The organism is Tahibacter aquaticus, from assembly GCF_004363655.1.
Classification (GTDB): domain Bacteria; phylum Pseudomonadota; class Gammaproteobacteria; order Xanthomonadales; family Rhodanobacteraceae; genus Tahibacter; species Tahibacter aquaticus.
Genome location: NZ_SNZH01000004.1, coordinates 255,985 through 278,709 on the forward strand (window position 1 = coordinate 255,985; position 22,725 = coordinate 278,709).

At 66.9% G+C, this 22,725-nt stretch carries 23 protein-coding genes; 10 read left to right on the forward strand and 13 right to left on the reverse strand.

Features of this window, described 5'->3' with window-relative positions; all coding sequences use genetic code 11:
* Positions 1-167 precede the first annotated feature (167 nt).
* Entirely contained in the window at positions 168-1,343 is a 1,176-nt protein-coding gene (locus DFR29_RS08505) for an agmatine deiminase family protein (RefSeq protein WP_166653965.1), read from the reverse strand.
* A 164-nt stretch (positions 1,344-1,507) separates the two neighbouring features.
* On the opposite strand from DFR29_RS08505, the gene kbl reads away from it, so the two are divergent.
* Entirely contained in the window at positions 1,508-2,701 is a 1,194-nt protein-coding gene (kbl, locus tag DFR29_RS08510) for a glycine C-acetyltransferase (RefSeq protein WP_133818157.1), read from the forward strand.
* 59 nt (positions 2,702-2,760) lie between these two features.
* Here the strand turns inward: kbl and DFR29_RS08515 are convergent, their stop codons facing one another.
* Positions 2,761-3,573 (reverse strand): pseudouridine synthase, encoded by an 813-nt coding sequence (locus DFR29_RS08515; protein ID WP_133818158.1) that lies wholly within the window; start codon positions 3,571-3,573, stop codon positions 2,761-2,763.
* A gap of 97 nt (positions 3,574-3,670) precedes the next feature.
* On the opposite strand from DFR29_RS08515, the gene DFR29_RS08520 reads away from it, so the two are divergent.
* Positions 3,671-4,120, forward strand: coding sequence for an OsmC family protein (locus DFR29_RS08520; protein WP_133818159.1), 450 nt, complete (start codon positions 3,671-3,673; stop codon positions 4,118-4,120).
* A gap of 31 nt (positions 4,121-4,151) precedes the next feature.
* On the opposite strand, the gene DFR29_RS08525 is transcribed toward DFR29_RS08520, so the two are convergent.
* The 3 genes from DFR29_RS08525 to DFR29_RS08535 all read right to left on the reverse strand — a co-directional run bounded on the left by DFR29_RS08525 (position 4,152) and on the right by DFR29_RS08535 (position 7,177).
* Positions 4,152-4,997: a hypothetical protein gene (locus DFR29_RS08525; protein ID WP_133818160.1), complete on the reverse strand. Its 846-nt coding sequence runs from the start codon at positions 4,995-4,997 to the stop codon at positions 4,152-4,154.
* A 182-nt stretch (positions 4,998-5,179) separates the two neighbouring features.
* Positions 5,180-6,460, reverse strand: a complete 1,281-nt coding sequence (locus DFR29_RS08530; RefSeq protein WP_133818161.1) for a hypothetical protein — start codon at positions 6,458-6,460, stop codon at positions 5,180-5,182.
* A 234-nt stretch (positions 6,461-6,694) separates the two neighbouring features.
* Entirely contained in the window at positions 6,695-7,177 is a 483-nt protein-coding gene (locus tag DFR29_RS08535; protein ID WP_166653966.1) for an SET domain-containing protein, read from the reverse strand.
* A gap of 270 nt (positions 7,178-7,447) precedes the next feature.
* Between DFR29_RS08535 and DFR29_RS08540 the strand changes: the two genes are divergently transcribed.
* From DFR29_RS08540 to DFR29_RS08555, 4 genes are all read left to right on the forward strand, one after another.
* Complete coding sequence (locus DFR29_RS08540; RefSeq protein WP_133818162.1) at positions 7,448-8,263, forward strand: hypothetical protein; 816 nt, start codon at positions 7,448-7,450, stop codon at positions 8,261-8,263.
* A gap of 270 nt (positions 8,264-8,533) precedes the next feature.
* Entirely contained in the window at positions 8,534-9,979 is a 1,446-nt protein-coding gene (locus tag DFR29_RS08545) for a HAMP domain-containing sensor histidine kinase (RefSeq protein ID WP_133818163.1), read from the forward strand.
* Positions 9,976-10,623: a response regulator gene (locus tag DFR29_RS08550; protein ID WP_133818164.1), complete on the forward strand. Its 648-nt coding sequence runs from the start codon at positions 9,976-9,978 to the stop codon at positions 10,621-10,623. Before DFR29_RS08545 ends, DFR29_RS08550 begins: the two co-directional genes overlap by 4 nt.
* A 207-nt stretch (positions 10,624-10,830) precedes the next feature.
* Positions 10,831-11,424, forward strand: coding sequence for an MliC family protein (locus DFR29_RS08555; RefSeq protein ID WP_133818165.1), 594 nt, complete (start codon positions 10,831-10,833; stop codon positions 11,422-11,424).
* Between the two features lie 147 nt (positions 11,425-11,571).
* On the opposite strand, the gene DFR29_RS08560 is transcribed toward DFR29_RS08555, so the two are convergent.
* On the reverse strand, positions 11,572-12,255 hold the full coding sequence (locus DFR29_RS08560; protein WP_133818166.1) for a phosphatase PAP2 family protein: 684 nt from the start codon (positions 12,253-12,255) through the stop codon (positions 11,572-11,574).
* A gap of 19 nt (positions 12,256-12,274) precedes the next feature.
* The gene (locus tag DFR29_RS08565) at positions 12,275-13,753 is read right to left on the reverse strand and encodes a M20 family metallopeptidase (protein ID WP_133818167.1); all 1,479 of its coding nucleotides are present in this window, start codon (positions 13,751-13,753) and stop codon (positions 12,275-12,277) included.
* Between the two features lie 218 nt (positions 13,754-13,971).
* Here DFR29_RS08565 and DFR29_RS08570 point away from each other — a divergent pair, with 218 nt between their 5' ends.
* Positions 13,972-14,253 (forward strand): ComEA family DNA-binding protein, encoded by a 282-nt coding sequence (locus DFR29_RS08570; protein ID WP_133818168.1) that lies wholly within the window; start codon positions 13,972-13,974, stop codon positions 14,251-14,253.
* Positions 14,254-14,595: 342 nt separating this feature from the next.
* Here the strand turns inward: DFR29_RS08570 and hda are convergent, their stop codons facing one another.
* From hda to DFR29_RS08590, 4 genes are read right to left on the reverse strand one after another with little or no spacing between them, the layout of a single operon-like run.
* Positions 14,596-15,294 (reverse strand): DnaA regulatory inactivator Hda, encoded by a 699-nt coding sequence (hda, locus tag DFR29_RS08575; RefSeq protein WP_341829849.1) that lies wholly within the window; start codon positions 15,292-15,294, stop codon positions 14,596-14,598.
* Position 15,295: 1 nt separating this feature from the next.
* Entirely contained in the window at positions 15,296-16,495 is a 1,200-nt protein-coding gene (locus DFR29_RS08580) for an AI-2E family transporter (RefSeq protein WP_133818170.1), read from the reverse strand.
* Entirely contained in the window at positions 16,492-17,058 is a 567-nt protein-coding gene (locus tag DFR29_RS08585) for a CDP-alcohol phosphatidyltransferase family protein (RefSeq protein WP_133818171.1), read from the reverse strand. The genes DFR29_RS08580 and DFR29_RS08585 overlap by 4 nt, the downstream gene beginning before the upstream one ends.
* Before the next feature lie 14 nt (positions 17,059-17,072).
* Positions 17,073-18,143 (reverse strand): DUF2066 domain-containing protein, encoded by a 1,071-nt coding sequence (locus DFR29_RS08590; RefSeq protein WP_166653967.1) that lies wholly within the window; start codon positions 18,141-18,143, stop codon positions 17,073-17,075.
* 129 nt (positions 18,144-18,272) lie between these two features.
* Between DFR29_RS08590 and purM the strand changes: the two genes are divergently transcribed.
* The 3 genes from purM to DFR29_RS08605 all read left to right on the forward strand — a co-directional run bounded on the left by purM (position 18,273) and on the right by DFR29_RS08605 (position 20,831).
* The gene (purM, locus tag DFR29_RS08595) at positions 18,273-19,310 is read left to right on the forward strand and encodes a phosphoribosylformylglycinamidine cyclo-ligase (RefSeq protein ID WP_133818173.1); all 1,038 of its coding nucleotides are present in this window, start codon (positions 18,273-18,275) and stop codon (positions 19,308-19,310) included.
* Positions 19,310-19,951 (forward strand): phosphoribosylglycinamide formyltransferase, encoded by a 642-nt coding sequence (gene purN / locus DFR29_RS08600; RefSeq protein ID WP_133818174.1) that lies wholly within the window; start codon positions 19,310-19,312, stop codon positions 19,949-19,951. Before purM ends, purN begins: the two co-directional genes overlap by 1 nt.
* 151 nt (positions 19,952-20,102) lie before the next feature.
* Positions 20,103-20,831, forward strand: a complete 729-nt coding sequence (locus tag DFR29_RS08605) for a DUF6134 family protein (RefSeq protein ID WP_166653968.1) — start codon at positions 20,103-20,105, stop codon at positions 20,829-20,831.
* Positions 20,832-20,918: 87 nt separating this feature from the next.
* On the opposite strand, the gene murA is transcribed toward DFR29_RS08605, so the two are convergent.
* Entirely contained in the window at positions 20,919-22,178 is a 1,260-nt protein-coding gene (gene murA / locus DFR29_RS08610) for a UDP-N-acetylglucosamine 1-carboxyvinyltransferase (protein WP_133818176.1), read from the reverse strand.
* Between the two features lie 110 nt (positions 22,179-22,288).
* The gene (locus tag DFR29_RS08615; RefSeq protein ID WP_133818177.1) at positions 22,289-22,537 is read right to left on the reverse strand and encodes a BolA family protein; all 249 of its coding nucleotides are present in this window, start codon (positions 22,535-22,537) and stop codon (positions 22,289-22,291) included.
* Positions 22,538-22,725 lie beyond the last annotated feature (188 nt).

The window sequence follows — 22,725 nt, forward strand, 5'->3', positions numbered from 1 at the left end:
ACCGCAAGGTCAAGCAGTGCATGACCTTCGCCGAGCGCACCCGCGCGCACAAGGAATCGCAGAACACCATGCGCGACAACCTGCACAAGAACGCGCCTGACCACACGAAGTGAACCGGCGCGGGCCAACCGCAGCAGCGAGGCGGCGTTGAACGCCGCCTCTGTTTTTCAGCCGTCGAGATCGTCGCGGAACAGCAGGTCAGGCACGTGCATGACGATGCAGTGGATAGCACCGGAAAGCCCGATGATGCCGCTGCAATCCACGCCGACCACGCTGCGCTCGGGCAGTGCCGCGGCGAACGTGGCCAGCGCCGCCGCATTCTGCGTGGCATAGCCGCTGAACTGGCAGACCAGGGCCACCTTGTTCAGAAGTACCGCATTGGCATAGGTGTAGTGCGTACCGCCGCTGAGCCAGGCCGGCGTGCGGTAGACGGTATAGCCGCGTCCCGTCATCAGCGCGGCGGTGTCTTCGGTCACCGTATACGGCACGCCATCGGTGCTGGCGTGGCTGCTGATCAGCACCTTGTCGTCGGCCAGCGGCAGCATCCACATGTCGATGTGCTGGGTGGAATCGTAGCTGGCCGGGAACGGCGTGGTCAGGGTCAGGTTCAGTCCCTGGTAGTCGCGGTAATAGTCCTTGATCTGCTGCTCGCTCACGCCGGCGTTCTCGTTCACGATCAGGCGCGTCATGAATGCGTCGCGATTGCGGAACAAGTGGAAATTGCCGCCGCCGTGGACGAGCGGGATATCGTATTTCGCCTCGCCGGAATAGCCGGCCCAGACCCCGGGAAACGCATCGTCGATCGGGCGCGGCCGGTTGTAGCTGTGGTCGACCGCGGCGCGGTGACCGGCGGCGTCGATGAAGCGCGGGCCGTAGTCGCGCATCCACACGCTGCAGCCGCTGCTGCAGGCCTGGCTGATGAACCTGATGCGGCTCATGACTGCACCGGCGCCGTTCAGGGTGGCGCTGGCGCTGGATTGCTGGGTGGCTCCGGTCACCACCACGTAGACGAAGGCATCCGGGTCGCCCGTGGTGATGGCCACGGCCATCTGGGTCAGCAGGGCATTCTGCGTGCCCCAGCGCACCAGGATGCCGCTGTTGTCCTCGTACTCGGCCTGCGCCCGCACCGGCCCGGCCGGCGGCGCCTGCGGCGCGCGGGACAGATCCGGCGGCTGCCAGCGCGCGCGTTCCTCGGCGCTGAGGTTGCGCGGCAGCGGATACGGTTCGTCGTCCTGGATCAGCGCCAGCACTTCCGGCGCCACCGTTTTCGGCACCTGCGCCTGCGCCGCGGCGGCGGCCCAGGCAAGCACCAGCATCAGCCCAACACCCATCGACTTGCGCATGCCATCCCCAGGCAGTGTCCGTACGGACGCGTAGAGCGCGAGCCTAGCAGAGGCGGCGGCGCGATGGCCCCGCCCTGCACAGGCCGGCCGCAACGTACAGTGCATTGGGCTGCGCCGCCGATTGCCCCACAATGGCGCTCTTTTCCGCCTGCCCCGAGACCGCCATGGACTACGCCGCCCGAGACCGACTGACCGAAGAACTGCACGCCATCCGCGAGCAAGGCCTGTACAAGACCGAGCGAGTCATCACCACGCCGCAATCTGCCGCCATCGCCACCGCCGACGGCCGCCAGGTGCTGAATTTCTGCGCCAACAACTACCTGGGCCTGGCGGACAATGCCGAAATCATCGCCGCGGCCAAGGACGCGCTGGACAGCCACGGTTTCGGCCTGGCCTCGGTGCGCTTCATCTGCGGCACGCAGGATCTGCACAAGCAGCTGGAAGCCGCCATCTCGCGCTTCTTCGGCACCGAGGACACCATCCTCTATACCAGCTGCTTCGACGCCAACGGCGGCCTGTTCGAAACCATCCTGTCCGAGCAGGACGCCGTGATCTCCGATGCGCTCAACCACGCCTCGATCATCGACGGCATCCGCCTGTGCAAGGCCGAACGCCGGCGCTATGCCAACGGGGACATGGCCGAGCTGGAAAAACACCTGAGCGAAACCCAGTCGCGGCGCACCCGCCTGATCGCCACCGACGGCGTGTTCTCCATGGACGGCTTTATCGCCAAGCTGGACGAAATCGCCGCGCTGAAGGAAAAGTACGGCGCCCTGCTGATGGTCGACGATTCCCACGCCACCGGCTTCGTCGGCGCCACCGGCCGCGGCTCGGCCGAACTGCACGGTGTTATGGACAAAGTGGACGTGTATACATCGACCCTGGGCAAGGCGCTGGGCGGCGGTTCCGGCGGCTTCACCACCGGACGCCGGGAAATCATCGACCTGCTGCGCCAGCGTTCACGCCCGTACCTGTTCTCCAACACCTTGCCGCCGCCGCTGGTGGCGGCCTCGCTCAAGGTGTTCGAGATACTGGCGCGCTCGACCGAACTGCGCGACCGGGTCGAGGCGAACGCCAACCGCTTCCGCGCCGGCATGAGCGCGGCCGGCTTCGACCTCAGGCCCGGCCAGCACGCGATCGTGCCGGTGATGCTGTACGACGCCAAGCTCGCGCAGCAGTTCGCCGCGGAACTGCTGGAAGAAGGCATCTACGTGATCGGCTTCTTCTATCCGGTGGTGCCGCAGGGCCAGGCGCGCATCCGCACACAGATGAGTGCGGCGCATACGCCAGAGCAGATCGACCAGGCCGTGGCGGCATTTACCAAGGTCGGGCGCAAGCTCGGCGTGCTGAAGGACTGAAGCAACGGCACAGCGGCCGCGGTGCGCAGATGCGCCGCTGCCGCAGGGCGCGCGTCCACTCAGGCCGGCGTTGAATTCAACGCGGAAATTTCAGCCGCCGCCAGTTGCCGCCACTTGCCCTTGGCCAGCTCGCCCAGGGCAAGCTGGCCTATCGCCACGCGCACCAGGCGCAGCACGCCGATGCCGTGGGCGGCGAGCAGGCGCCGGATATGCCGGTTACGGCCTTCGTCCAGCACGATTTCCAGCCAGGCATTCTTCTCGCCACTGCGCAGCAGCGCGACCGACCTGGCCGTCAATGGCTCGCCTTCGTCGCTGATGCCGTCGCGCAGGCGCTGCAGCAGCGCGGCATGAGGTACGCAGTCGATCTGCACGTGGTAGGTCTTGTCCACGTGGCTTTCCGGCGCGATCAGCCGGGCCGCGGCAGTGCTGTCGTTGCAGAACAGCAGCAAGCCTTCGCTGGCCTTGTCCAGCCGTCCTATCGGTGCCAGCCAGGGCAGGCCGGCATCGGCGAGCAGGGCATATACCGTGTCGCGGCCGCGCTCGTCCTGGGCCGTGGTGACGTAGCCCCGCGGCTTGTTCAGCATGATCCAGACAGGTGCCGCCGCGGCGATATCGGCGCCGTCGACGGCGATGCGGTCGGCCTGTAGCCGGGCCGGTGTTTCCGGATCGCGCACGATGCGGCCGTTGAGACTGACGCGGCCGGCGCGCACCAGCACTTCGGCCTGGGTGCGCGAGCAATAGCCGCGCTTGGAAATGATGCGGGCCAGGCCATGGCGGACACCGGCCGCGGGCGACAGCGTGGCGGATGGCGCAGCGCGCGACGGGGAACGCGGCGGCAAGGCGCGCGGCGGGCGGGAATCGGAACGGGACATGCGCACACGCTGCCGCAAGCGGCCTCTTTCGTCAAAGCCCGGGCCCGGGCCATCATGCGGCGACTGCGCCGATTCCCGGCCATGCAGCGAGGCCTTCATGTCCGAACACCGCACTTCCGTCCTCTGGCAGCGCAACGACGCTGCGTTCGAACGCGGCAACTACCTGCGCGAACACCGCCTTCGCTTCGAGCGCGGCCAGCAGCTGACCAACTCGGCCGCGCCGGGCTACGGCGGCCTGGACGACGCGACCGACCCCGAGGAACTGCTGCTTGCCGCGCTGTCGTCCTGCCATATGCTGACCTTCCTCGCCCTGGCCGCGAACCGCGGCTACGTGCTGGAAAGCTACGCCGACGACGCGGTGGCGATACTCGACAAGAACGCCGAGGGCAAACCCGCGGTGACGCGGGCCATCCTCAATCCGCGCACGCAGTTTTCCGGCGAGAAGATTCCCACGGCAGCCGACATCGAAGCCCTGCACCTGCGCGCGCATGCGAACTGCTTTATTGCCAATTCGGTGAAGACCGAGGTGGAGGTGAGGCTGGCTTGAGCACTGGCGCCGCCGCCGCAACACCGCGGCTTCAGCGGCGCACGCGCATCGCGACAAGCGCGCTGCCGCCCGTCGACCAGACGTCGCCGATGCGCGGCCCGTGCAGTTCCGCGCGGGTAGGACGATCCATGCGGGCGGGATCGGGTCGAAACCGGGTTTCGAGAAAACCGACCGGTGTGACGATGTCGCTGTAAGCCGCCGTGGCGGCATTCGCATCGACCTGTTCGATCGTGATGAACTCCGCCGCATCGAAAACGCTGCTGAAGTCGCGTTGCAATTGCATGCCAGCGACTATGCCGTCGCCGGCAGAAAGGGTCAGGCGATAGTCGATACGGCGCACATCCTGGAAGCCGCCGTCAATGATCTCGTTGTGCACAATATCCACCGACGTCACGTGCAGCAGCAGCGGCTGGCTGCGCAGGTAAGCCTGCGCAGCAGCCGGCAGCGGTGGCAAACCGGATACCGGACGGGTTTCGTCGCCGCGCCGAAGCGCGGCACCGTTCTGCGCGGCATAGGCCTCGCTGCCGCTGAAATTCACGGCGCGGGCAAAGCGAGCCAGCTGATCGGCACCGACCAGATAGCGCCGCTCGCCCCAGCGCAGGGGAATCAGGCTACTGGACAGGGTTTGCGGCAGCAGCGGCCAGGCCGGTGCGACGTAGTCGTCGTGCAGTTCGATGCGTCCGTCACGCCACTGGGCCGAGCCCAGGCGCAGCAGATCGCCCTCGCCCAGCCCTTCGCTGTTTTGACGTGCGATGAAACCGCTGCCCGGCACCAGCAGCAGTGTGCGCGAGGAGTTCTCACCGTCCCAATAGGTGTAGACGCCGCTCCATTCGTCGTGACCGGCACGCAGCAACGCCTGCTCGAGGCGCGGGCGCAACTGGTATTCCGCCGCCGCCGCATCGAATGGCGGCCGAACCTGGGCCAGCACAGTCTCGCCCGCTCGCCGTGAATGGACCACGCTGGCGAAAACAACCGCAATCGAAACGACAAGGAGCAAGACACTCCAGACCAGCACTGCCCTTCGCGACAGCGGCAGCACGGCGGTGCAGCCCCTCAGCCTCAGGATCTGCCGAACGGCCGCTTCAGGCGCGACAGCAGCCCACCGCTTGCTTCCGGCTTGGCGGGCGCACGCAGCGAGGCACGCGTTTCCCATTCCACCAGGCCGATCGCGTAATACGCGTTGACCACGTCGAACACATCGGCCATGGGTACGTTGGCCGCGGCGGAAATTTCGTTCAGGCGCGCCGGCTGCAGCATGGCGCGGGCGATGCGCTGGTGCTGGCGCACGTCGCGGTCCAGTTCGAGCCAGCGCTTGAGCTTGTAGCTGCCACCCGGATCGAGCTGCGCCGCCAGGCGCCCGCCAGACTGTACCAGCGCTTCCAGCCAGACCAGGTTCTGGTAGGGCTGCGCGGTCTGCGTGTCGCGCACCTGGGCCAGCTCGGCCGTGGTCAGCGCGCGCCAGTCGCTGCGGCTCAGCGGCGCGCGGGCGTAGATTTCCAATTGTCCCAGACCGCCTTCGGTATAGAACTGCTCATTTTTCGGATCGAGCGTGAGCGCGGGCGCATCGCCGAGACGGATCTGCGCCGGCCCCGCCAGCAGCTGTCCTTGCAGGTAGGCGCGCAAGGCATGCCGGCTGCCGTCGAGATTGACGTTGCTGCCGCGCTTGACCGGCGGCAAGGTATTCGGGCCCGGCGCCGATGGCTGGCGTGCCATGCCTTCGGCGCTGTCGCTCACGCGCGATTCGCTGCGCGAGGTGGCGCCGCCGCGTTCCACGTAGGTGTCGTCGTCAAGGGTGAGCGGCACGCTGAAACGCGGCTTGTGCGCGCCTTCGTCGCGCTTGAACAGCTCGTCGGCGCCGATCGCGACCGGTTCGTCCGCCGCCAGGCCCAGGGCCTGTGCATCGACATCGCCTTCTTCGTCGAACAGATGACGCAGGCCATCGGGCGGATCGAGCCTGGACGACGACGCGTGGGCGAATTCCAGGTACATGTCGTCGCTGATATTGCCCATGGCCGGCGCCAGGGCGAGGCCGCCGCCGGACTGGTTCAGCACATCGATCACATTGGCCAGCTTCAGCGGGCGGTTCAGGCGCAGCTCGGTGGTCGAAGGCCCGGACTCGTCGGTCAGCACGGCGACGCGCATGCCGGCGGCGAGGGCACGCGTGCGCGCCATCTGCCCGGCGAAGACGTCGGCATCGACGATGACCAGGTCGGCACCTTCTTCCGAGCCCCAGCGCCAACGCTGCTGCAACTGCTCGGCAGCCTTGCGGATCAGCAGGCGCAGATGCGCGGTGTCCTCGTCGCTGAGGCCGATGACGACCAGATTCTTGTCGATGCGCATCGCCACTCCCCTGCCCCGTCGAATCCCGAAACTGCCGCGCCATCCGGGCGCTGCAGTGTGGAAGCAATAGTACTCAGTATCCGGCCAGCCGGAATTATGTTTTGGTTCTGCCGCCCGTCGCGCGGATGGGTGCCCGGGCCCAGGCAAAACGCGGCCTGGGCCTGGCGAGCCGGTCCTGCCGCGGAAATTCGCGCAGATGTTTCCTAGACAGGCGAAAGTCTGCGCGCCGGCCTATCAGGCTTTTGCCGCCGCCTTGCGCTTGGGCTTGAGCATGGTGCCGCTGCAGGCCGGCATGCCGCAGCGGCAGGCCCAGATCGCCTTGAGCCTGGCCGTGTGCTTTTCCGCCAGGGTGATGCCGTAGTCGTAGCACAGCTCTTCGCCGGCGCGGATGTCGCGCAGGGTTTCGATCAGCACGCGGTCCTTGCGCGCATCGCCCGCGGCGTGTTCCTTCAGGAACGACTGGCAGTTCGGCGCGCAGGAGTGGTTGATCCAGCGCGCGATATTGCCCTGCTCGTTGGCGTCCAGCACGTAGCGCTCGTTGAGGGTGAACAAGAAAGTGTGGCCGGAATCCGCATTGCCCGGATAGCGCTTGTCCGCCTGGGCGTGGGTCAGCAGTTTGCCGCGGTATTCGCACACGGTGGTGCCGGCGGGAATGTCGCTGACGGCAAAGACGCCGTTGCCATGAATGGGAGAACGGCGGGCGGCGATTCGACGCATGGGTATCGGCTTGCGGTCAGGGGACGGCGATTGTGCCGTGTCCGGCACGCACTGCGAAGGGCCGGCCGCTGCGCAATGGCGCCGCAACCGCGGGCCGGCCGGGCCGCCCATTTCTGTCCGGCTCGCCTTTTCCACCGTGAATTTGTGCCGTTCGTCGGCGCCACGGCGACGCAGCGAGCCGCGGCGCAGTGCCGATTTCGATTAGGTCGTTAGCTCTATCGCACTGCAGCAGCGTTGCGGCGTGCTCGCAGCCACCTTCGGGGAATTGCCATGATCCGTCGCCTCTTCTGCCTCGCCGCGCTTGCTGCCGCTTCGCCCCCGGTCCAGGCCGCCACTTTCGTCGTGGCCGACCACGACAGCAAGGCGTTGATCGCCGCCATTCAATCGGCCGAAGCCACGCTGGAACCCGATCGCATCGAGCTGGCCAGGGCCGGGCTCTACATCATCCGCGACGCCAGCGACAGCACACGCCGGCTCGGCCTGCCGCTGATCCGCAGCGCTATCACCATCGTCGGCAACGGGGCTGAAATCCGCCGCTATTCCGACCAGGAATTCGCCCTGCTGAGCATCGCCCCCAGCGGCAAGCTCGCCCTGGAAAACCTCGGTCTGGCGGAAGCCTCGCGCGGCGCCCTGATCAACCGCGGCGTAGTCCACCTGGACCGCGTACGCATCACCGACAGCCTTGCCGACGGCACCAATGCCATCGTCGTGAACTACGGCACCTTGCGCGGCTGGGACAGCGAAATCAGCCACAACGCCGTACTCGCGGCCAAGCGCGATGCCGGCATCGTGATGAATTTCGGCCGCATGGAACTGGCCCGCTGCCGGCTGTCGGGCAATACCGTGACCGGCCGGCGCAGTTCGGTACTGACCGCCTCGGCCCTGCTCAACCTCGGCGACATCGGCCTGCGCGACGTGACCATCGAAGGCAACAGCGCCCTGGCCGAACCCAATGACACCTCCAGTGCGCATGCCGTGGTCAATCTCGGCAACGGCGTGCTGCGCGGCGAAGGCGTGGTACTGGCGAACAACTGGCCGGAGGAAGCCAACACGCTGCCGGTGGCCGATCCCGACGCGTTGAATTAGGTAATCCTGCACAAATACTCAATGTGCGGCGCGCGTATTCGACGGCGGTATCGCCGTCCATACCGGGCTCGCCATGCGGAGCCATGCACCGCAGGCCTGGGGCTGCCGCCGGATAGAACGCAAGTTGCCGTCCATGCAGCCTTTTCCCGCCGGCCCTGGCGCGGCCTGGCGCCGGGGGCGGCATTCCGTCCCGGTGCCTAGCCCGCCCCTGCCACTGGCACGAGAACGCCCCAGCGGTCACACTCGCACGACCTTTGCCTGTGCCCCGCCATGTCGCAACGCCGCCATCTGCTCCAGGGGCTGACGTTCAAGCTCGCCCTGTTCTACCTGTTGCTGTCGGTGCCTGCCTTGGCGCTGATCCAGTGGACCATTGTCACCTTCGAATTCCACGAGCTGTTCGAGGCGGTGGATTCCGGCCGCATGAGCCTGATGACGCGGGACGCGGCCGACGAGATCGGCCGCCATTGGAAAGACGGCAAGACGCCCAGCGAAATCGAGCTGGCCACCCGCGCCGAAGCGCTGGTGCTGCGGCTGGAACGTCCGCAGGACGGCCTCGCACCCAGTTCCTACGTGATGCTGGAACTGTCCCGCGTACCGGTCGCCGTCGGCGCCTACGACGGCGACGGACAGCTGCTCGCCAACGCCCCCGACGGCGGCTGGACCGCCACGCCGCCGCCCGCCGGCGATCCGGCCTGGGAGCTGGCCAAACGCGACGGTTCGGCCGACCTGCCCGGCGAGGAAACGCCGGAACGCGTGCGCCGCGTGCTGGCGGTGATCCGCGATCAGGCCGGCCATCTGCGCGGCTTTCTGCTGACCGAGCTGCGCCTGCCGCTGCCCTGGCAGCGACTGGCCGGCGAAAAAAGTTTCGAATGGCCGATCCTGCTGATCTACCTGGTGGTATTCAGCATCGCCACGGCGTTTTTCATGGTGCGCTGGGTCACACGGCGGCTGAATACCATTGCCGACGCGGCGGAATCGTGGAGTGCCGGGGATTTTTCCACATTGATTCCGGACGAATCCGGCGACGAGCTGGGCCGTCTGTCGCGCGACCTCAACCGCATGGCCTGCGAGCTGATGAGCCTGATGCAGTCGCGCGCCGACCTGGCCAGCCTGCAGGAGCGCCAGCGCATCGCCCGCGACCTGCACGACACGGTCAAGCAGAAGGCGTTCGCGCTGAACCTGCAGATTCGCGCCGCGCGGCGCCTGCTTGGCAATGACGATGCGGCGGTGCAGACGCGGCTGGACGAGTCGTACGAACTGATCGTCGGCATCCAGCGCCAGCTGGTACAGGTGCTGGACGAACTGCGCAGCGAACGGGCGCCACGCGGCTTTCTCGCCCCGCGCCTGCTGGAGCTGGCCGAACGCTGGGCGCGCATCAGCGGCCTGCAGCGCGAGTTCGAACTGGACGACTCCATCCTCGACGACGCTGTCCACGGCGAGGCCCTGCTGCGCATCGCCGAGGAGGCGCTGGCCAATGTGCTGCGCCATGCCCGCGCCACGCGAGTCTCAATCAAGCTCCACCGCAAGGACGAGCAGATTAGCCTGAGCATCGCCGATAATGGCATCGGTGGCGCCGACTCCAGCGGCGGCATGGGCCTGGCAAACATGCGCGCCCGCGCCGAAGGTCTGCCCGGCGGCCAGTTCGAATTGATCAGCCCGCCCGGTGCCGGCACCGAGGTAAGGGTTCGCTGCAACTACGGAGCACGACTGCAATGAGCCAACCGATTCGCGTCATCATCGCCGACGACCATGTCCTGGTGCGTCAGGGCATCCGTGCCTTCCTGGACACGTGCGACGACCTGACCATCGTCGGCGAAGCGGACAGCGCCGAGAGCGCCGCTGCCGTATGCCGCGAACTGATTCCGGACGTGGCCCTGATCGACCTGGTCATGCCCGGCGGCGGCGTCGAGGCGACGCGCCTGATCCGCACCTCCTGCCCCTCTACCCAGGTGCTGATACTCACCAGCTACGAAGACGATGCGCAGATCGTGCATGCGGTACAGGCCGGCGCGCTGAGCTACCTGCTCAAGGACACCGATGCCGACACCCTGGCCGATGCGGTGCGCCGCACCGCCCGCGGCGAGGCGATCCTGCATCCGCGCATCGCCACGCGACTGGTACAGGCAGTGCGCACGCCCGCTTCCGACCCGGCACCCAGCGCGCTCGACCGCCTCAGCCTGCGCGAACGCGAAGTGCTGGAGCTGATGGCGGACGGCCTGTCCAACCACGTCATCGCCACCCGCATGGGCATCGGCGAGAAGACCGTCAAGACCCACGTCAGCAATGTGCTGGCCAAGCTGGAACTGCAGGACCGCACCCAGGCCGCCGTCTACGCCTGGCGCGCCGGTGTCAAACGCTGAGCCAGACTCCTGCAGGAATGCACCGAGCCCCACGGATGGCCTTGAACGATGCCGGGCACGGCGAGCAGCGCGAACAGCGCCGCAAGGTGTAGGGTGCGACAGGCATCGCGAAGTACACCGCAAGGTCTGCCCGCCGCGATCGAGCCCGAATCACGGGCGGCTTCTTCGCCGCCCGCAGGACGTCCTACCGAAACCAGGAAGCTGTCGATGAACACTGCGTACTGCCGCGTTGCCGCACTGTCCCTGCTCGCCCTTGCCGCCGGCTCCGCCAGCGCGGCGCGGCCGTCCTACGACTGCACCAGGAAGCTGCAGAGCACCGTGGAAGAACAGATCTGCGCCGACGAAAAGCTCGCCGCGCTGGATCGCAAGCTGGCCGAGGTGTTCAAGGCTGCCCAGGGCAAGAGCAAGGGCAAGAGCGGCAGCACGCTGAAGGCCGAGCAGATCGGCTGGATCAAAGGCCGCAACGAGTGCTGGAAAAGCCCGATCCAGCAGCAATGCATGACGGACAACTACGAACAGCGCATCGCCGAACTGCAGGCGCGTTTCAGCCTGGTCGCCGCCACAGCCAGCGTCGAATACGTCTGCGACGGCGACAGCGTGCCGGTCAGCGCCAGCTTCTTTGCCACCGAGCCACCGTCGGTACTGGCCCGGCGCGGCGACGACAGCCAGACCCTGCTCAGCGTGCCCAGCGCCAGCGGCAGCCGCTACGAGGGCCGCAATGTCTCGCTGTACGAGCACCAGGGCGAGGCGCTGATCACCTGGGGCCCCGACGGCAGCGAGCGCAATTGCCGCAAGAAATAGCTACAAGGCGGCACTCTGGCGTAGTACAGAAATTTGAACCGGCGTAACCGGGCCGGCCGGCGCCGGACCTGACGCCTGCGCAAACCGGCGCAGCGCCGCCAGTTCGGTACCGGCGCCCTACCGCAGCCCGCGGCAGGCCCGTGCAAATCACTGCCCGCGCAGGCGCGGCACCAGCCGCGAAAGTATAATCATCCACAAGGCACCAATGGCCCAGCCGGCCAGCACGTCGCTGGGCCAGTGCACGCCGAGATAGATACGGCTGCAGCCGACCGCGATCGCAACAATCCAGGCCACCAGCAGCAGATAGTCGCGCACGCGCCGGTCCTGGAAATCCGCGGCGAGCAGCATGGCAAAGGTGACCCAGGTCACCGTCGCCATCAGGGTATGCCCGCTGGGAAAGCTGGCGCTGTAGATTTCCGCCTCGTGCGATACCAGGTCGGGCCGCGGCCGCGACACCAGCAGCTTGGACACGGCGCTGACGATCTGCGCGCCAGCCACGCTGCCCGCCAGGATCAGCACATCCATTCGCCGCCGCTGCAGCCACAGGTAGCCGGCCAGCAGCGCGCTGCCGCCGATCACCACGCCAATGCCGCCCAGGCCGGTCATGTCGCGCATCACATCCTCGAACCAGGCCGGCCCGAGGGGATCGTTCAAGGCCTGCGGATTGCGCAGCAGCAGCATGATCTGCCGGTCCAGCGTGTGCGCACCGCCGTCGGCGAACAGCGAGGAAATGGCCAGCGCCAGCAGGGCCAGCGCCGCCACGCCGATGATCATGCGCCGCGGCCAGCGCCGCGCGGCAGGCGCGGCGCTGGCCGGAGTCGATACGCTCATGCGTGCTCCTGCGCCGCGTTCAGCAGCAGCCGTGGTCGCCGTGATGGGTGTGCGCGTCGCTGGCTGCAACGCCGCTGGTCAGGCCAGCCTGGCTGGCGACGAAATGGTCGGCCATCACCTGGGCCACGCACATGGTCACGCGCTTGCCGGTGGGAATGTGCAGGAACTCGTTCGGGCCATGGGCATTGGAGTGCGGGCCCAGCACGCCGGTGATGAGGAACTGCGCGCCCGGGAATTTCTCGCCCAGCATGCCCATGAACGGAATCGTGCCGCCTTCGCCCATGTACGCCGGTTCCGGGCCGAAAAATGCCTTGGAGGCGGCGGCGACCGACTGTTCCAGCCAGGGCGACAGCTGTGGCGCATTCCAGCCGGTGGAAGCTTTTTCCAGATCGAAGCGGACTTCGCAGCCATAGGGCGGGTCTTTCTCCAGCAGTCCCTTGAGGAATTCGCCCGCGCTGGCACCTTCCCGCGTCGGCGGCAGGCGCAGGCTGAGCTTGACCGCCGTGAACGGACGCAGCACGTTGCCGGCCGAATCCAGTGCCGGCATGCCGCCCACGCCGGTGATCGACAGGGCCGGCCGCCAGGTGCGGTTGAGCACCAGCTCGGCGCGGTCCTCGTTCATCGGCCGCATGCCTTCCACGAAGGGAAATTTGGAATACACCGCATCGCCGAGCACTTCGGCCGAACGCCGTGCCTGTTCGGTGCGCTGTTGCGGAATGTCGGCGTAGAGTTCCGGCGGAAGGATCTTGCCGCTGGCTGGGTCTTCCAGGCGCGACAGCAATTCGCGCAGGATGCGGAAGCTGGAAGCGACCACGCCGGACGCGTCGCCGGAATGCACGCCTTCTTCCAGCACCTTGACCGTGAGATTGCCGCCGGTAAGACCGCGCAGGCTGGTGGTCAGCCAGAGCTGGTCGTAGTTGCCGCAGCCCGAATCCAGGCAGACCACCAGCGACGGCCGGCCGATGCGCGCGGCCAGATGATCGACGTAATAAGGCAGGTCGTAGCTGCCGGATTCCTCGCAGGCTTCGATCATCACCACGCAGCGCGCATGCGGAATGCCCTGCTGCTGCAGCGCCAGGATGGCGGCGAGCGAACCGAAGATCGCGTAGCCGTCGTCGGCGCCGCCGCGGCCGTAGAGCTTGTCGCCCTTGATCACCGGTTTCCACGGGCCCAGGTCATCGGCCCAGCCGGTCATTTCCGGCTGCTTGTCCAGATGGCCGTAGAGCACGACGCAATCGTCGTTCTGGCCGGGGATGTCGATGAAGATCAGCGGCGTGCGGCCTTCCAGCCGCACCACATCGACCTGCATGCCAGCAATCGGCTGCTGCCGCGCCCAGCCGGCCATCAGATCGACCGCCTGATCCATGTAGCCATGCGCCGCCCAATCGGCGTCGAACATGGGCGACTTGTTCGGAATGCGGATGTAGTCGACCAGGCGCGGCACGATTTCCTCATCCCACTTGGCGGAAACGAAGGCGCTGAGCTGTTCGGTATTCATGCGGTTTTCCTGGGCTGTACGGCAAAGCGCGGATCTTACCGCGGCACCGGCCGGGCCACGAAACCGCTGGGATTTTTCCCAGCGCCGTACGCGGCGTCTGCGCAGGGTTCGACGGGGTGTCTGCCTGACGAAGGCAGCGGCCGCACTGCCTAAAGTTTGCACCGTCGGAGCCGCAGCGGCCCGGCACCAAACCCACACAATCGATCCGGAGCAAACCCATGAACAAGTTCATCCAGTCCCTCGTCCTGTCCCTGGCCTTCTGCCTGCCGGCCTTCGCCGCCCAGCCGGTGAACGTCAACACTGCCGACGCCGCCACCCTCGCTGCCAACCTCAAGGGCGTGGGTCAGAGCAAGGCCGAAGCGATCGTCGCCTATCGCGAGCAGAACGGCGCGTTCAAGAGCGCCGACGACCTGGCCAAGGTGAAGGGTATCGGCGACAAGACGGTCGAGGCGAATCGCGAATTCATCCTGGTCGAGGGCGGCGCGGCCAAGAACAAGTAAGACACGGCGTATCGCCAGGCCGCCATCACCGCGCCGCCGTCCATCGCCTGCCGGCGGCGATGGACGGCGCCCCCCGACAACCCGCGAACCCCGAAGAACCGCCTTGTGGCGGTTTTTCGCTTTTCCACATCAATACAGAATTGAAATCGCAGATTGGGGCAAGCCGCTGGCACACCCCACCATCGCGGCGTATCCGCCACAAAAAGCCCATGCCGAAGGAATGCTTTGGCCGGTGTCCCGGCGAAACGAACATTCCTTCGGCATGGGTTCTTTGATGATGAGCCACCTTGCTGTTGGGGTGCGCCTTGTGGCTTACCCCACCTACGTCGCTGCCCCGCGCACTTAGTCGTCGCCACGCGCCAGCAGCTGGCGCAGGAACGGCACGGTCACGCGGCGCTTGGCCGCCAGCGATTCGCGGTCGACCCGGTCGAGCAGCGCACCCAGGCTGCCGAGGTCGCGCGCATAGCGGCTGAACAGGAAATCCAGCACGGCTTCGTCCAGTGCGATACCGCGCGTCTCGGCGCGGGAACGCAGCACCTCGCGCCGCTGCGCATCGTCGAGCGGGCGCAAGGGTAGCTGGGTGCAACTGGACAGGCGCGATACCAGGTCTGGCAGCTGTATGCCGATCTGCGCTGGCGGTGCGCTGGCAACGAAGACCAGGGTGCTGCCTTCGGCACGGCAGCGGTTGTACAGGTCGAACAGGGCGTGTTCCGCCGCGGCGTCGCCGGCAATTGCGTCGAGATCGTCCAGCACCAGCAGATCGCTGCCGCCGAAGCCGCGGATGGCACCGTCCACCGGCGCGGGCAAGGCCGCCAGCGGCAGGTACTGGGCACTGATTTCCTGCGCGTTGGCCGCCTGGCAGGTAGCCATCAGCAAGTGGGTGCGGCCGCTGCCTTCCGGCCCGAACAGGAAGATCCAGCCGTTGCTGCTGCCGTCAGCCAGCTGGCGCAGCAGCTCCACCGTGGCCTCGTTGCCGGTGGCGAAAAACGTATCGAAGCGCTGCTGTGCCGGCCAGCGCCATCCCAAAGGCAACTGCTGCACGTCAATGCGCGCCGGGCTTGTCGTTGCCGCCCGGCAGCACAATGCCGGGTGCGGCTTGCGCCACCGTCGGCAGCGGCTCCAGGTCGCCCGCGGCAACCACGCTGCCATGCGATACCACCACCACGCCGGACACTTCGGGTTGGGGCTGCTCGGCCTGGTAGAGCGTGCTGGCGGTGTATTTCTCGTGCAGGTAGCGCAGCACCACCATGAACACGGCCGCGGCCGGCAATGCCAGCAGCACGCCGAGGAAGCCGAACAGCTCGCCGCCGGCCAGGATGGCAAAGATCACCGCGACCGGATGCAGGCCGATCTTGTCGCCGACCAGCTTGGGTACCAGCACATAGCCTTCGATGGTCTGGCCGACGCCGAACACGGCCAGCACCATGATCACGTGGGTCCAGTCCTGGTATTGCACCACCGCGGCGATCAAGGCCATGCCGACACCGACGATGGCGCCGAGGTAGGGCACGAAGCTGATCAGGCCGGCGATCATGCCGATCAGCGGGCCTACGTCGATGCCGATCGCCCACAGTCCGACTGCATACAAGGTGCCCAGCGCCAGCATCACGCTGAGCTGGCCGCGCAGGAAAGCCCCCAGCACTTCGTCGGACTCCCGCGCCAGCCGGCTGATGGTCGGCTCTATCGTGCGCGGCAGCAGTTCGTTCACCCGCGCCACCAGCACGTCCCAGTCGCGCAGAAGGTAAAAAGTGACAACCGGAATAAGTACCAACTGGGCGACCCAGCCGAGCACGGTCAGGCCCGACTTGGATACCTTGGCCAGCAGCGCCGTGGCCACGCCGCCGGCTTCGCGCCAGTGTCCGCTGAGCATTTCGATCAGCTTGTTCGGGTCGGCGAAATCCAGCGTGATGCCGAAGCGCTTTTCCAGCTGCGGCTGCGCCTCGGCCTGGATCCAGGCGAGCCAGCGCGGCAGCTGTTCGAGGAACTTGGCGATTTGCCGCTCAGTGAATGGAATCACCAGCAGGATCAGCGCCACCACGCCGACGATGATGAAGAAGAACACCAGCGACACGGAGAAATTACGCGACAGCCCCAGCCGTTCGAGCCGGTCGACGACCGGATCCCACAGGTAGGCGAACAGGGCCGCGATGGCGAACGGCGTCAGCGCCGGCGCCAGCAGGTAAATCAGTCCACCGCCTACCAGGGCCACAGCCAGCCACTGCCAGCGTTCCGTCGTTGTCATTGCGGCCTACCCCGTTGTGAATGCGTTTCGCGCCAGGCTTTGAGCGACCAGCGCGCGATGTAGTCCAGACCGCTGGCCAGCGTAGCGACGGCGACGGCGGCCAGCAGCCACTGGTTCAGCCATTGCGGCCATTCGGCAAAGCGCGACAGATGCAGCAGCGTCGCCAATACCAGCAGGATCTGCAAGACCGTGGTCAGTTTGCTCAGATAGCTTGGCGCCGCATGCAGTGGACCCACCAGGTTATGGTAGGCCACGGCACCGGCAACGATGATGACGTCACGGCCGAGTACCAGCAGGGCCAGCCACCAGGGCAGCGCGCCCGCATCGGCCAGGCCGAGGAAGCAGGCCAGCAGCAGCAGCTTGTCGGCGACCGGATCGAGCAGTCCGCCCAGTTCGCTCTGCCAGGAAAACCGCTTGGCCAGATAGCCGTCCAGCGCATCGCTGAGACCGGCGAACAGGGCCAGCAGCAGCGCTGCGTCGAAACGACCGTTGCGCAGCAGCCAGGCCAGCGGCACCGTCAGCAGCATGCGCAGCAGGGTCAGCAGGTTCGGAATGTGGCGCATGCGCCCGATGCGTCTCAAGGATTCAGCGCCAGCGACGCCTCCGCGCCGTCGCTCGCTGTTGCACCGACCACGCTCAGGGCGCCGTCCGGCGGCAGGTAGGCCATCCAGCGGTCCAGTGCCAGGTTCAAGGTGAGCTTGAGCATCACACTGTCGCCGCGCGCCTGTTCCGGCTGGTACTCGCGCACCAGTTCGTTGCCGCTGAGGGTTTCGAACAGGCGGGCGTAGTCCTGGGCGGATTTCAGCCCGCCGACCCAGACGCGCGCGGTCGTGATGCGCCGCTCCTCAGCCTGGCTGGCGCCACGCCCGCGGGTCTTGTCCACGGCACCGTCGGCACCGGCGACCAGGGCCGCGGCCAGGTCGGGATCGCGCGATTCCCAGACCGGCTGTGCCTGTCCACCGAGGACCAGGGTCCAGCGCGCTATCCAGTCGCTGCCGACGCGGCGCAGCTGGCCGATCAGCACGGTATCGGTCTGGTAGCGCACAGCGTCCGCAGCCAGGGTCATGGAGTCGCCTTCCCAGACGATCTGCGCCGTGGTCTGCGCCTGGTCGGGCGAATCCAGGCGCGGCCAGACCAGGGTCACGCCGCGCTGTTCGGCCATCTGCTGCATGGCACGGGCGGCCGGATCGGTGTTGTCGAGCAGGCGCGGCCCCTTGCCATCGTCGATGGCCAGCCAGGCCACCACCGGCGCGCGCGCCGCGGGCGTCCAGACCTTGAGACCCCGATCGCGCAGCACGCGATCGATGGCGCTGCGGTCGAAACTCGCCACCAGGCTCAGGCGCAGCAGCGGCTGGCCGTCGACGGTCTCCACCGACTGGCGATAGGTGTACTGCTGCACATAGCGCTCGGCTGATTCGACCAGCTTGGCCACGGCTTCGCTGCTGGCCGCCGCCCGGTCGCCGGTCAGCTTGACCACGACCTGGGCCAGCGCGCTTTTCAGGGCGACAGCGCGCTGTTCGTCGGACTGGTCGGATACCGGCACTTCGCCGGTATACAGCGCGTTCGGGCTCTGGGCCTGGGCCAGGCCGTTCCCCAGCGGCAGGCACAGGAGGAAAAAGAATAAGCTGAGCAATCGGGCGTAACGCACGGACATTCCCTGGTCGGCGAGCGGAATCGTGCCCAAGTCTGCCCAAAGCCCGTCGCGACGTCCATGTCGGCGCAGGCCAGGCGCGGCGGTCGCTGCTATCATTGCGCCCCTTTTTGTGCCGGCCGCCCCATGTCCGACCCCAAGACCGCCCTGACCTACCGCGACGCCGGCGTCGACATCGACGCGGGCAACGAAGTCGTCGAGCGCATCAAGCCGCTGGTTGCCCGCACCTTCCGCAAGGAAGTGATGGCCGGCCTCGGCGGCTTCGGCGCGCTGTTCGAACTGGCTGGACGCTACAAGGAGCCGGTGCTGGTGTCCGGCACCGACGGCGTCGGCACCAAGCTCAAGCTGGCGCAGATCCTCGGCCGCCACGACACCATCGGCATCGACCTGGTCGGCATGTGCGTCAACGACGTGCTGGTACAGGGCGCCGAAGCGCTGTTCTTCCTCGACTACTTCGCCACCGGCAAGCTGCACGTGGACACCACCGTGGCCGTGGTCGGCGGCATTGCCAAAGGCTGCGAGCTGGCCGGCTGCGCACTGATCGGCGGCGAAACCGCGGAAATGCCCGACATGTACCCGCCGGGCGAGTACGACCTCGCCGGCTTCTGCGTCGGCGCAGTGGAAAAATCCAAGCTCATCGACGGCAGCCGGCTCGAAGCGGGCGATGCCATCCTCGGCATCGCTTCCAGCGGCGCGCATTCCAACGGCTATTCGCTGATCCGCCGCATCGTCGCGCGGGCCGGCAATCCGTTCGAACTGGATCTGGGCGGCAGCAGCCTGGCCGATGCGCTGATGGCGCCGACCACGATCTACGTCAAGCCCATCCTGCAACTGCTGGCGCAGCAGAGCGTCAAGGGTATGGCGCATATCACCGGCGGCGGGCTGAAGGAAAACATCATCCGCGTCGTGCCCGATGCGCTGGGCATTGCGCTGGACAGCAGCAGCTGGAAACTGCCGCCCCTGTTCGACTGGCTGCAGCGCGAAGGCGCGGTGGCACAGGAAGAAATGTGGCGCACCTTCAACTGCGGCATCGGCTACTGCGTCATCGTCGGCCGCGACGAGGCGGCGAGCACGCTGGCTGCCCTGCAGCAGCTCGGCCTCGACGCCTGGCAGATCGGCGAGGTGACCCAGGCCGGCGGCGACGAGCGCGTCGTCATCCGCTGATGTCTGCCGTGCTGCGTGTCGCGGTGCTGATCTCGGGCCGCGGCTCCAATCTCGGCGCGCTGATCGCTGCGCAGCGGCGCGGCGAATTGCCGATCGAGATCGTCCTGGTCGCCAGCAACAAGACGGCAGCCGAAGGCCTGCGCCTGGCCGAGGCGAATGGCATCGCCACGCTGGCGCTGGACCCGGCCAGCCAGCCCGACCGCGCCCGCTACGATGCCGAGCTGTTTGCCCGCGTCGGCGCGTTCGCGCCAGACCTGATCGTGCTGGCCGGCTTCATGCGCGTGCTCGATGCCGCCGTGCTGGCGCCGTGGGCCGGACGCATCATCAATATCCACCCGTCGCTGCTGCCCAAGTATGCCGGCCTGCATACGCACAAGCGGGCGCTGGCCGCCGGCGACACCGTACATGGCGCCAGCGTGCATTTCGTCACTGCCGAACTCGACGGCGGCCCGCTGCTCGCCTGTAGCGAGATCACCATCGAACCCGGCGATAGTCCAGATACCCTGGCCCAGCGCCTACTGCCGCGGGAACACGCCCTGCTCTGCCGTTGCGTGCAATGGCTGGCGCAAGGCCGTGCCGAATGGCGCGACGGCACGGTGCATTTCGATGGTGTGCCGTTGCTGCAGGTCTTGCGCGTCTGATCTGCCGCACCAGCCGATTCGACGGCGCCGATCGTGCTCTCGGAAACACCAGGCAGCGGCCGCATGGACAACGCCACACTCAACCTCGAACACCCCGGCCAGCGTTCAGCCATACGCCGCCACACTGCGCCGTCCCCGCCTGGAGCCCGTCATGCGTATCCTCGCCCTGCTCGGCCTTGCCGCCTTGCCGCTGTTGTCTTCCGCCGTCGAACTGAACCCGCCCGGCATCGCCGATCCCGCCGTCCGCGCCGATACCTTGCAGCCCTTCAGCGCCAGCTATGACGTCAAGCGCGGCGACAAGGTCATCGGTCAATCGACCATGACCCTGCGCCGGGACGGCGACAATCAATGGTCGCTGGTCACCGAAACCAAGGGCACGGCCGGCATGGCCCGGCTGCTGGGTCTGGACGTGCGGGAAGAATCGAAATTCCGCGTCGGCAGCGACGGCCGCCTGGAAAGCACCGACTATCGCTATCGCCAGGACGCGACGCTGAAATCCAAGCAGCGCAGCATCGTGTTCGACACACAGGCACGCGAAGTGCGCGTGACCGACAAGGACCAGCTGTTCCGCTATGCCTTGCAGCCGGCCATGATCGATCGTCAGGTTGTCGTCGTCGCACTGGGCCGCGACCGGGCACAAGCCAGCCAGCAACTGGTGGTGGCGAACAAGGACGCAGCGGAAAACCAGCGCTACGAGCGTCGCGAAACCAGCAATCTGGCCCTGCCGGCCGGCAACTTCAGGGCCATCCGCTTCGAACGCAGCGACAAGCCCGGCAAGAGCAGTACCTGGTACGCCGCCGACCGCATCGCGCCGCTGCAGGTGGAGCAGGCGCAGAAGGACGGCGAGAACATCGTGATGCTGCTGCGCGAACTGAAGTAACCGGGAAAACAAAAAAGGGACAACATGATGTTGTCCCTTTTTTAACTCACGCGAGACCAGCGCTGCCGCAGGGCGGCACCGCAGCAGTCAGGACGGCAGGCGGCGGATGCGCGCGCCCAGCGTACCGAGCTTTTCCTCGATGCACTCGTAGCCGCGGTCGATGTGATACACGCGATCGACCGTGGTATCGCCTTCGGCAACCAGGCCTGCCAGCACCAGGCAGGCGGAAGCGCGCAGATCGGTCGCCATGATCGGCGCACCGGTCATCTTGCTGACGCCCTTGATGATGGCGGTATTGCCTTCGAGGCGGATGTCTGCGCCCAGGCGCTGCAATTCGTGCGCGTGCATGAAGCGGTTTTCGAACACCGTTTCGGTGATGATGCCGACACCTTCGGCGACGCAGTTGAGCGCAGTGAACTGCGCCTGCATGTCGGTGGGAAAGGCCGGGTACGGCGCAGTGGTGATGTTCACCGCCTTGGGCCGGTTGCCGCGCATGTCCAGCTCGATCCAGTCGTCGCCGGTATTGATATGCGCACCGGCCTCTTCGAGCTTGGCCAGCACCGCATCCAGCGTCTTGGGCCGCGCCTTCTTCGCCAGCACCTTGCCGCCGGTGATCGCGCCGGCGACGAGGAAGGTGCCGGTTTCGATCCGGTCGGGCAGTACGTCGTAGTCGGTGCCGTGCAGGCGTTCCACGCCTTCGATGACCAGGGTCGCCGTGCCCGCACCGCTGACTTTCGCGCCCATCGCATTGAGGCAGTTGGCCAGATCGACCACTTCGGGCTCCTGCGCCGCGTTCTCGATCACCGTGGTGCCCGAGGCCAGCGCCGCAGCCATCATGATGTTCTCGGTGCCGGTGACGGTGACAATGTCCATCACGATGCGCGCGCCCTTCAGGCGCTTGGCCTTGGCGCGGATATAGCCGTTCTCGACAGTGACATCGGCACCCAGCGCCTGCAGGCCCTTGATATGCAGGTCGACCGGGCGCGAGCCGATGGCGCAGCCGCCGGGCAGGGAAACCTCGGCCTCGCCATAGCGCGCAACCAGCGGGCCAAGCACCAGGATCGATGCGCGCATTGTCTTGACGAGGTCGTACGGCGCCGAGCAACTCTTGATCGAGCGCGGATCGACATGGATCTTCATGCGCTCGTCCAGCACCAGCTGCACGCCCATCTGGCCGAGCAGCTCCATCGTGGTGGTGACGTCGTGCAGGTGCGGCACGTTGCCGATGCTGACCGGCCCGTCGGCCAGCAAGGTAGAGGCCAGAATCGGCAGTACCGCGTTCTTGGCGCCGGAAATCCACACGTCGCCGTGCAGCGGTTCACCGCCGGAAATTACGATCTTGGCCATCTTGGGAAGGAAGTCTCTCTCTAAAAGGAACGGCGAAGGTGGAGACGGCAGCGACGGAATCCAGCCAGGGCCCGGGCTTTGGGGGAAGCGCAGCCCGGCGGCGTCAACAGTTACGGATTCCGGCTTCCGGCTCCCGCCTCTTCAGGTGTCACAGTCTTGAGTGCCAGCGCATGGATAGCGCCACCCATGAGATCGCCCAGGGTTGCATAGACCAGCCGGTGCCGGGCCAGCGGCAGCTTGCCGCGAAAGGCGTCGGCCACGACCACGGCGTCGAAATGCACGCCGTCGGCGCCGCTGACCTCGGCTACAGCGCCGGGCAATCCTTGCTCGATCAGATTCTTGATGGTGAGGCTGTCCATTTCGGGGGTAATCCGTGGCGGATTCAGGGCAGCGGCGATTGGCCGCGACGAAGTGCGGGTTTGCGCCGTCCCTGCGACGGGGACGACTAACCGGCTACACTATGGGGACGCGCATGTTACCGAAAATCCGCTGGCGCCAAAACGTTGCACACGACAGACCCGTCTCCCTGCTCCATCCAGCCCTGCTC

What these genes read in the sequence shown, in the direction of transcription:
- DFR29_RS08505 (WP_166653965.1), bottom strand. Translation starts at nt 1,343, where the DNA reads ATGCGCAAGTCGATGGGTGTTGGGCTGATGCTGGTGCTTGCCTGGGCC.
- kbl (WP_133818157.1), top strand. Translation starts at nt 1,508, where the DNA reads ATGGACTACGCCGCCCGAGACCGACTGACCGAAGAACTGCACGCCATC.
- DFR29_RS08515 (WP_133818158.1), bottom strand. Translation starts at nt 3,573, where the DNA reads ATGTCCCGTTCCGATTCCCGCCCGCCGCGCGCCTTGCCGCCGCGTTCC.
- DFR29_RS08520 (WP_133818159.1), top strand. Translation starts at nt 3,671, where the DNA reads ATGTCCGAACACCGCACTTCCGTCCTCTGGCAGCGCAACGACGCTGCG.
- DFR29_RS08530 (WP_133818161.1), bottom strand. Translation starts at nt 6,460, where the DNA reads ATGCGCATCGACAAGAATCTGGTCGTCATCGGCCTCAGCGACGAGGAC.
- DFR29_RS08535 (WP_166653966.1), bottom strand. Translation starts at nt 7,177, where the DNA reads ATGCGTCGAATCGCCGCCCGCCGTTCTCCCATTCATGGCAACGGCGTC.
- DFR29_RS08540 (WP_133818162.1), top strand. Translation starts at nt 7,448, where the DNA reads ATGATCCGTCGCCTCTTCTGCCTCGCCGCGCTTGCTGCCGCTTCGCCC.
- DFR29_RS08545 (WP_133818163.1), top strand. Translation starts at nt 8,534, where the DNA reads ATGTCGCAACGCCGCCATCTGCTCCAGGGGCTGACGTTCAAGCTCGCC.
- DFR29_RS08550 (WP_133818164.1), top strand. Translation starts at nt 9,976, where the DNA reads ATGAGCCAACCGATTCGCGTCATCATCGCCGACGACCATGTCCTGGTG.
- DFR29_RS08555 (WP_133818165.1), top strand. Translation starts at nt 10,831, where the DNA reads ATGAACACTGCGTACTGCCGCGTTGCCGCACTGTCCCTGCTCGCCCTT.
- DFR29_RS08560 (WP_133818166.1), bottom strand. Translation starts at nt 12,255, where the DNA reads ATGAGCGTATCGACTCCGGCCAGCGCCGCGCCTGCCGCGCGGCGCTGG.
- DFR29_RS08565 (WP_133818167.1), bottom strand. Translation starts at nt 13,753, where the DNA reads ATGAATACCGAACAGCTCAGCGCCTTCGTTTCCGCCAAGTGGGATGAG.
- DFR29_RS08570 (WP_133818168.1), top strand. Translation starts at nt 13,972, where the DNA reads ATGAACAAGTTCATCCAGTCCCTCGTCCTGTCCCTGGCCTTCTGCCTG.
- DFR29_RS08580 (WP_133818170.1), bottom strand. Translation starts at nt 16,495, where the DNA reads ATGACAACGACGGAACGCTGGCAGTGGCTGGCTGTGGCCCTGGTAGGC.
- DFR29_RS08585 (WP_133818171.1), bottom strand. Translation starts at nt 17,058, where the DNA reads ATGCGCCACATTCCGAACCTGCTGACCCTGCTGCGCATGCTGCTGACG.
- purM (WP_133818173.1), top strand. Translation starts at nt 18,273, where the DNA reads ATGTCCGACCCCAAGACCGCCCTGACCTACCGCGACGCCGGCGTCGAC.
- purN (WP_133818174.1), top strand. Translation starts at nt 19,310, where the DNA reads ATGTCTGCCGTGCTGCGTGTCGCGGTGCTGATCTCGGGCCGCGGCTCC.
- DFR29_RS08605 (WP_166653968.1), top strand. Translation starts at nt 20,103, where the DNA reads ATGCGTATCCTCGCCCTGCTCGGCCTTGCCGCCTTGCCGCTGTTGTCT.
- murA (WP_133818176.1), bottom strand. Translation starts at nt 22,178, where the DNA reads ATGGCCAAGATCGTAATTTCCGGCGGTGAACCGCTGCACGGCGACGTG.
- DFR29_RS08615 (WP_133818177.1), bottom strand. Translation starts at nt 22,537, where the DNA reads ATGGACAGCCTCACCATCAAGAATCTGATCGAGCAAGGATTGCCCGGC.